Origin of the sequence: Weissella sagaensis, from assembly GCF_005405285.1 — a bacterium.
Classification (GTDB): Bacteria; Bacillota; Bacilli; order Lactobacillales; family Lactobacillaceae; genus Weissella; species Weissella sagaensis.
In genome coordinates this window covers 18,543-27,023 of the sequence record NZ_BJDT01000013.1, presented here as the reverse complement: position 1 = coordinate 27,023, position 8,481 = coordinate 18,543, and the positions used below count along the sequence as shown (strand labels likewise).

General features: G+C 37.1%; 6 protein-coding genes and 1 tRNA gene. All 7 read left to right on the top strand.

Annotated elements, in window-relative coordinates; all coding sequences use genetic code 11:
* Window positions 1-24: 24 nt before the first annotated feature.
* Window positions 25-97 (top strand) — tRNA-Val (locus FFM55_RS09330).
* A 179-nt stretch (window positions 98-276) separates the two neighbouring features.
* On the top strand, window positions 277-1,422 hold the full coding sequence (tgt, locus tag FFM55_RS09325; protein WP_042494500.1) for a tRNA guanosine(34) transglycosylase Tgt: 1,146 nt from the start codon (window positions 277-279) through the stop codon (window positions 1,420-1,422).
* A 39-nt stretch (window positions 1,423-1,461) separates the two neighbouring features.
* Window positions 1,462-1,821, top strand: a complete 360-nt coding sequence (gene yajC, locus FFM55_RS09320) for a preprotein translocase subunit YajC (protein WP_042494498.1) — start codon at window positions 1,462-1,464, stop codon at window positions 1,819-1,821.
* A gap of 115 nt (window positions 1,822-1,936) precedes the next feature.
* Window positions 1,937-3,055 carry a DNA polymerase IV gene (gene dinB / locus FFM55_RS09315; protein WP_373863716.1) on the top strand — a complete coding sequence of 373 codons (1,119 nt, stop codon included), beginning with the start codon at window positions 1,937-1,939 and terminating at the stop codon, window positions 3,053-3,055.
* Between the two features lie 106 nt (window positions 3,056-3,161).
* Window positions 3,162-4,112, top strand: a complete 951-nt coding sequence (locus FFM55_RS09310) for a DHH family phosphoesterase (protein WP_042494495.1) — start codon at window positions 3,162-3,164, stop codon at window positions 4,110-4,112.
* Complete coding sequence (locus FFM55_RS09305; RefSeq protein ID WP_137600981.1) at window positions 4,112-5,470, top strand: DEAD/DEAH box helicase; 1,359 nt, start codon at window positions 4,112-4,114, stop codon at window positions 5,468-5,470. The genes FFM55_RS09310 and FFM55_RS09305 overlap by 1 nt, the downstream gene beginning before the upstream one ends.
* A 325-nt stretch (window positions 5,471-5,795) precedes the next feature.
* Window positions 5,796-8,444 carry an alanine--tRNA ligase gene (gene alaS / locus FFM55_RS09300; RefSeq protein ID WP_042494491.1) on the top strand — a complete coding sequence of 883 codons (2,649 nt, stop codon included), beginning with the start codon at window positions 5,796-5,798 and terminating at the stop codon, window positions 8,442-8,444.
* Window positions 8,445-8,481: the final 37 nt, after the last annotated feature.

Genomic DNA, 8,481 nt, shown 5'->3' with positions numbered 1-8,481 from the left:
GGATAGGACGTCGCGATGCAATATGGACGTTTAGCTCAGCTGGGAGAGCACCTGCCTTACAAGCAGGGGGTCACAGGTTCGATCCCTGTAACGTCCATTAGAGTTTTAAATCAATAATGAAATAAAGAGAATACCTTGTTGGTGTTCTCTTTATTTATATATCTATCTATAAAATTAGGGCAGTATGATGCCGTTGTTTCTGATATAATGGATATTAGGTTCATTAATGATGACTGATGTTTATCAGTTGTACTAATAAATGGAAGGAAACATGATATGTCAGATTATGCCGTGAAGTATGAATTACTTCATGTAGAAAAACATACGGGTGCCAGATTAGGGAAAATAACAACCCCTCATGGTGAAGTGATGACACCAATGTTTATGCCCGTAGGGACACAAGCAACAGTTAAGGGTGTGTCACCACGTGAATTAAAAGAGATTAATTCACAATTTATTTTATCTAATACATATCATTTGTGGTTAAGACCTGGAGATGAATTGATTGCACAAGCGGGTGGTCTTCATAAATTTATGAATTGGGATGGACCTATTTTAACAGATTCCGGTGGCTTTCAAGTTTGGTCATTATCGGATCATAACCATATTACAGAAGATGGTGTGACCTTTAGAAATCATTTAAATGGTGATGAAATGTTTTTATCACCAGAAGTGGCTATGAGAATTCAAAATAATTTAGGATCAGACGTCATGATGCAACTTGACGAAGCAATTCCCTATTTTGAGACTTATGATTATGTTAAAAATTCAGTTGAACGGACGTCACGTTGGGCTGAACGGGCACAAATTGCACATAGACGACCAGAGGATCAAGCATTATTTGGAATCGTTCAAGGTGCTGGGTTCCGTGAACTTAGGAAACAGTCTGCACAAGATTTGGTTTCTTTAGATTTACCAGGCTACGCAATTGGTGGTTTGTCCGTTGGTGAATCGAAGGCTGAAATGAATCGTGTCTTAGATTTTACGGTGCCATTTTTGCCATCAAATAAGCCGCGTTATTTGATGGGGGTTGCAGCGCCGGATTCTTTAATTGATGCTTCTATAAGAGGTATTGATATGTTTGATTGTGTTTTGCCGACACGAATTGGTCGTAAAGGAACATTGCTGACATCAAATGGGCGAGTAGTTATTAAAAATGCTAAGTATAAAAATGATTTTTCACTAATAGATTCCGAAACTGAAGACTATGGATCACAGCATTTTACGAAAGCTTACTTACATCATTTATTTAAAACGAATGAGTTATATGGTCAGACAATTGCTTCTGTCCATAATTTACGCTACTTATTAAAATTGATGGAAGATATGCGTCAAGCAATTGCTGAAGATCGATTACTTGAATTTCGTGAAGAAACATTAAGTAAATATGGTTATTTTGAACCAAATGCCCGTCTATTTTAATTAAAAATTGTTAAAACACTTAAGGAGTAAAAATTTATTATGAATGCAAATATCTTAATTTTAGTTGTCTTTATCGCAGCAATGTACTTTATCATGATTCGTCCGCAACAAAAGGCCCAAAAAAAACGTCAAGCCATGATTAACGATGTTCAACCTGGTGCTCAAATTGTTACTATTGGTGGTATGCATGGTACAGTTGCTTCAGTCAATAAAGAAGCACGTACATTCGAATTGGATGCTGAAGGTATCATCTTAGTATTCGAGTTATCTGCTATTCGTCAAGTTTCTAAGGAAGGCAACCAAGTTTCAGCTGCAACGACAGTTGACCCAGAAACAAAAACAGAAACAGAAACAGAAACAAAATCTATTGAAGAAGATACAACTAGCGAAAACAAGTAAGATTGCTACACTAATTTAGCTAGAAATCAAAATTTTAGGCAGTTAACTCGCTAGGCAGTTAACTGCTTATTTTTATGCATGTGTGTTTGACAATATAGATAAAAAGGTGAGGTGTATCATGACAGATTTTTTGAAAATGCCAATACATTTAAATACTGACCGCCGAATTTTACACATTGACATGGACGCATTTTATGCACAAATTGAAATGCGTGATAATCCAGCTTATCGAAATGTGCCGTTAATTTTGGCACATGATCCAAGAAAGACCGGTGGGCGTGGGGTTGTTGCAACAGCAAACTATTCAGCGCGTGAATTAGGTGTGCATTCTGCAATGAGTGCTGCTGAAGCTGTTAAATTGGCGCCTCATGCTGTTTTTGTAACGCCTGATTTTCAAAAATATCGTGATGTTTCTAGACAATTACACCAAATTTTTAAACGATACACACAAAAAATTGAGCCAGTAGCTTTTGATGAGGCTTATTTAGATATTACTCAGGTAAGTTCGAACCATCAAAAAGCCGTGGCTTTGGCACATGAATTACAACAAGTTATTTATGATGAACTTAATTTAACTAGTTCAGTAGGTATGTCATTTAATAAATTTTTAGCAAAATTAGCGTCGGAGCATAATAAGCCTAGTGGTATTACTATTATAAATGAAGAAGACATTCGTCCTTTTTTAGATAAACTTTCAATCCAAGATATTCGGGGCGTGGGTAAAAAAACAGCAGAACAAATGATGAAATTAGGCATTAATACAGGCGCTGATTTATTTGCAACGTCACAGAGTGAGTTGGCGAATACATTTGGTAAAAGTGGTTATGCATTTTATGAACATATTCGAGGCGTTGATAATCGCCCAGTTATGTGGCAAAGGGAACGAAAATCTTTAGGTAAAGAACGAACGTATGGTCCTTTTTTAGATACAGAACAAGCGGTTTTGGATGAATTAAAAGGTTTAGCGCAACAATTAGCAGAAACATTAATAAAAGCACATCTACATGGTAAAACGTTAGTATTAAAATTAAGAGATAGTGATTTTAATACTGAAACAAGGCGTGAAACAATTATTGATTTTTTGCCAAATGATGAACGAGAAATTTATCGCATCGCCCAGGATATATTTGAAGGAATGGGTGGCTATCAAAAACCAATTCGGTTGTTGGGACTCACTATGACCAATTTAGCGGCATTGTCATTTGAGAACGTCGTCTTAAACCTATATGAGTAGCATTTTACACAAATTTTCTGCTATACTTACATATATTGCCGTTTTATCTTTATCATTACCACCAATGTGCAATTAAAAAATTTTTAAAAAGAATAGAGATTTACATATGACAGCGCAAACTGCAATTTTGGCGCAAATAAAAGCTGCGCAAACCATTATTATTCATCGTCATCAACGACCAGATCCAGATGCTTTTGGCTCACAATTTGGTTTGGCAGAACTGATTAAGACGTCTTTCCCACAAAAAGAGGTACACGTTGTTGGGAAACCCGTTCCTAGCATGGCTTGGATGGGAAAAATGGAAAAAATTCCAGATAAGCTATATGATGATGCGTTGGTAATTGTGACAGATACTGCTAACTCACCGAGAGTGGATGATCGGCGTTTTGATTATGGTAAAGTATTGGTGAAAATTGATCATCATCCTAATGATGAACCATATGGTGATTATACTTGGGTTATTGAAGATGCCTCTTCAACATCAGCTATGATTTTTGCATTTTATCAAGAATTCGCTAATGAGTTAAAATTATCTGATAAAGGTGCTGCTTATTTATATGCTGGCATTGTAGGTGATACGGGACGCTTTTTGTATGGCACAAATTCAACCACAATGAATATTGTTTCAGAATTAATGAAATTTAAATTTGATTGGGTAACTATTAATCAACAAATGGAAACTATTTCATTACCAGCAGCTAAAGCATCAGGTTATGTTTATGAACATATGACGACTACAGAATATGGTTTTAATTATATTATTTTAACCAATGATATCGTTGATGAATTTAATTTGGGTGACTTTGGGACGGCTTTTATTGTTCCATTATTAGGTAAAGTTAATACAGTTAAAGCGTGGGCTGTATTTGAACAACAAGATGATGGTTATTTTAGGGTAAGATTACGTTCACGCAATATCGTAATAAATGAAATTGCCAAGCGTCATGGTGGTGGTGGCCATGAACTTGCTGCAGGAGCAACTGCAAAAAATATAGATGAGATTCACGACATCATTAATGAAGCAAACAACTTATTAAAGGAGCAAACAATTAAATAATGGCGAAATTTACTGATTATAATTTACGTCCAGAGATATACCAAGCATTAGACGATATCCATTTTACGGAACCTACCACGGTGCAATCGCGATTGATTCCAGTAATCTTACAAGGACGCTCGGTAGTGGGACAATCACAAACAGGTTCGGGAAAGACACATACATTCTTGATTCCAATTTTTCAACAATATGATGCTAAAAACGATCGAGTACAAGCAGTTATTACAACTCCTTCGCGAGAATTAGCACAACAAATTTATGAAGCTGCTAAGCAAATGGCAACGACTTTTGATGATGATGCACAGCCTTGGATTGGTTTGTATGTAGGTGGTATGGATAAGGCCCGCCAAATTCACCAATTGGAGCGTAGACAGCCACAAATCGTTATTGGTACACCAGGACGCATCAAAGATTTGTATCAAGCAGGTGGATTAGATATTCATACTGCTAACACATTAGTTGTAGATGAAGCTGATATGACGCTTGATATGGGATTCTTAGCTGATGTTGATGCGATTGCTAGCGCTATGCCAGAAGAATTGAAAATGTTAGTATTTTCAGCAACAATTCCACAAAAGTTGCAACCTTTCTTGAAAAAATATATGTCTAATCCAGTTCTTGAAGAAATACCTTCTGAAACAGTCATTGCGCCAACTATTAAAAATATTTTAGTTGGAACAAAGGGCGAGACTAAAGATACGCTGATTTACAACTTGTTGACGATGGGAAATCCATATATAGCTTTGGTATTTACAAATACTAAGACACGTGCACGTGAATTAACGAAGAATCTACGTAGCCGTGGTCTTAAGGTAGCTGAAATTCATGGTGGCATTCAACCGCGTGAACGTAAGCGTACGATGCAACAAATTCAGCATTTAGACTATCAATACGTTGTTGCAACTGACTTAGCAGCACGTGGTATTGATATTCCAGGTGTATCTTTAATTATTAATGATGGTATTCCAACTGAATTAGAATTCTTTATCCATCGTGTGGGTCGTACGGGTCGTAATGGTATGTCAGGGACTGCTATTACCATTTACAATCCAGATGAAGAAGATCGTGTACAAATGGTTGAAAATATGGGTGTGAAATTTGAACCAATGACTTTTGCACATGGTGAATTGAAGCCAGGATACGACCGTCGTCGTCGCCGTCAACGTTCAAAGACGACTGCTAAACTTGATCCAACGATGATTGGGATGGTTAAAAAGAATAAGAAAACTGTTAAGCCTGGTTACAAGCGTCGCATTAAAAATAACATTGCACGTGATGAGAAATATAAGAAGCGGGTTGCTGAACGTGAATCTTTGCGTGCGACAAAGAAAGCAAAAAAGAAGTCACATAAGAAATAAACGTGATGTTTAACGTAACAAAAGTCTTAAAAAACGAGAAAAAGTATCCAAGGGTATGCTATAATATCCTCAAGGACATGTTAAATTTTTTCTTAGAGTGGACAGAAACGTTGTGTTAGATGTGAACAACGCTAAGATTTATTTAAAGCTACCTTAACGATACTGTTTACGAAAGTGGACCGCTTGCTAGCGATATCAGCAAATTAAGAGGTAATGATACAGACTATCATTGCAATCAGAGTGGTACCGCGTTTGAGCGTCTCTGTTATTGCAATGACAGTCTGTTTTTTATTAATATTTTTTTGAAATGAGGCTTACATAAAAGATGAAAGAATTATCATCGGCTGAGGTTCGTAGTTTATTCCTACGCTTCTTTGAAAGCAAGGGACACAAAATTGAACCTTCTCAATCATTGATTCCAAAAGATGATCCAACATTGCTATGGATTAATTCAGGTGTTGCGACTTTAAAAAAGTATTTTGACGGTTCGGTTGTTCCAGATAACCACCGTATTACAAATGCACAAAAATCAATTCGTACAAATGATATTGAAAATGTTGGACACACAGCACGTCACCATACGTTATTTGAAATGATGGGTAATTTTTCAATTGGTGATTACTTTAAAGAGGATGCTATTCCTTGGGCCTGGGAACTATTGACTAGTTCTGAATGGTTCGGAATGGATAAGGATAAATTATATGTAACAGTTTATCCAAATGATGATGAAGCAAAAGATATTTGGCTAAATAAAGTTGGTTTGCCTAAAGACCATCTTTATGAAGAGCCAGATAACTTTTGGGATATTGGAGAAGGCCCTTCAGGTCCAGATTCAGAAATTTTTTATGATCGCGGCGCAGAGTTTAATGACGCTGATGAATCAGAAAATTATCCAGGTGGTGAAAACGAGCGCTATTTGGAAATCTGGAATTTAGTATTCTCACAATATAACCATTTACCAGGTTTGACAGATAATAAAGATTACCCCGAGTTACCAACTAAAAATATTGATACGGGAATGGGATTAGAACGTGTTGTTTCTGTTTTCCAACATGCAAAGACAAATTTCGAAACAGATTTATTCTTACCACTTATTCATAAGACTGAAGAAATTTCAGGACAATATAAGTATGATGAAGATGATACAAAAGATATTTCGTTTAAAGTAATTGCTGATCATATTCGTGCTGTTACCTTTGCAATTGGTGATGGTGCACTACCTTCAAATGAAGGACGTGGTTATATTATTCGCCGTTTGTTACGTCGTGCAGTATTACACGGCCGTAAATTAGGTATTAGTCAAGTATTTCTAAAAGACTTAGTTCCAGTCGTTGGTGATATTATGGCGTCATACTACCCTGAAATAGCAGAGAATAAAGTGTATATTGCTTCAATTGTTGAAGCTGAAGAGGTACGTTTTAATAAAACATTGTCAGATGGGTTGTCACTGCTAGACGAAGTCATTGCAGCAGCCAAGGCTGATAATGGTGTTATTGATGGTGACGTTGCTTTCAAGTTGTATGATACGTATGGATTCCCATATGAGTTAACGGATGAGTATGCAACAGATGAAGGTTTGGTAGTTGATCGTGAAGGTTTTGATATACAAATGAAGGCACAACAGGATCGTGCGCGTTCAGCACGTTCAAATAAAGCCTCAATGGGTGTTCAAAATGAGCTATTAACAAGTTTAAAGACAGAATCAACTTATGTTGGTTGGTCTGAATTAACGGTGAATAGTACTGATTTGGCTAACTTAATCGTTGATAATGAGCTTGTTGATGAAGTTACTCAAGGTCAAGCACAAGCTATTTTTGCTAAAACACCATTTTATGCTGAAATGGGAGGTCAAGTAGCCGATCAAGGTAATATTTACGATGAGGCTGGGCAAGTTGTTGCACAGGTAACGGATGTTCAAAATGCTCCGAACGGTCAGCATTTGCATACTTTAACTGTGTTAGCACCAATGACAGTTGGTCAAACTTACAAGTTGGATGTTGATCGTGCTTATCATGCAGCAGTTTCAAAAAATCACACAGCTACTCATTTGTTGGATCAAACGTTGCGTAACTTATTAGGTGAGCATACAACACAAGCTGGTTCACTTGTCACGGCTGATGTTTTGCGATATGATTTCACGTACAATGGTCCTGTTCCAGCAGAAAAGTTGCAAGAAATTGAAGATACAATCAATGAAAAAATTATTGAAAACTTGCCAGTAACTTGGGTTGAGACAGATATTGAATCAGCTAAGAAGCTTGGTGCTGTTGCCGTCTTTACTGAAAAATATGGTGAAACAGTCCGGGTTGTATCGATTGGTGATTACAATGCTGAATTTGACGGTGGTACTCACGCTGAAAGCACTGCAGAGTTAGGGATGTTTAAGATTGTGAGTGAGCAAGGTACTGGTGCTGGTGTTCGTCGTATTGAAGCGGTTACTGGTGCTGGTGCTATGAAACTATTTAAACTTCATGATGAATGGTTAAATACTGTGGCTGCTCAAGTTAAGGCCCCTCAACTTTCTGAAATTAATGAAAAAGTTGTTGGATTACAAACATCATTAAAGGCGGCTGAGCGTCAAGTTTCATCATTGGAACAAAAGTTAGCTAATCAGGCAGCAAATGATGCATTTGCGAAGCCACAACAAGTTAACAATTATACATTGATTGCAACTGAAATGGCCGTCGAATCAATGGATGTTTTGCGCTCGACAGCAGATAATTGGAAGCAAAGTACACCGTCTGATGTTTTGGTATTGGCAGCTAATTTGGGTGAAAAGGTTAACTTGTTAGTTGCTGTTTCACCTCAAGCTATTAAACAAGGCATTAAAGCTGGTGAACTTGTTAAAACTATCGCACCAGCAATTGGTGGTGGTGGTGGTGGTCGCCCTGACATGGCACAAGCTGGGGGAAAAAATCCAGCTGGTATTACAGATGCCTTTAAAGCAGCGACTGAATGGTTAAAAACAAAGTAATAAAATTACTTATATGAGGGAAACCTCACGAGGAGGT

Excerpts from the sequence above, each read along its gene's own strand:
- FFM55_RS09305 (WP_137600981.1), top strand. The coding sequence starts at position 4,112 with ATGGCGAAATTTACTGATTATAATTTACGTCCAGAGATATACCAAGCA.
- tgt (WP_042494500.1), top strand. The coding sequence starts at position 277 with ATGTCAGATTATGCCGTGAAGTATGAATTACTTCATGTAGAAAAACAT.
- FFM55_RS09310 (WP_042494495.1), top strand. The coding sequence starts at position 3,162 with ATGACAGCGCAAACTGCAATTTTGGCGCAAATAAAAGCTGCGCAAACC.
- yajC (WP_042494498.1), top strand. The coding sequence starts at position 1,462 with ATGAATGCAAATATCTTAATTTTAGTTGTCTTTATCGCAGCAATGTAC.
- alaS (WP_042494491.1), top strand. The coding sequence starts at position 5,796 with ATGAAAGAATTATCATCGGCTGAGGTTCGTAGTTTATTCCTACGCTTC.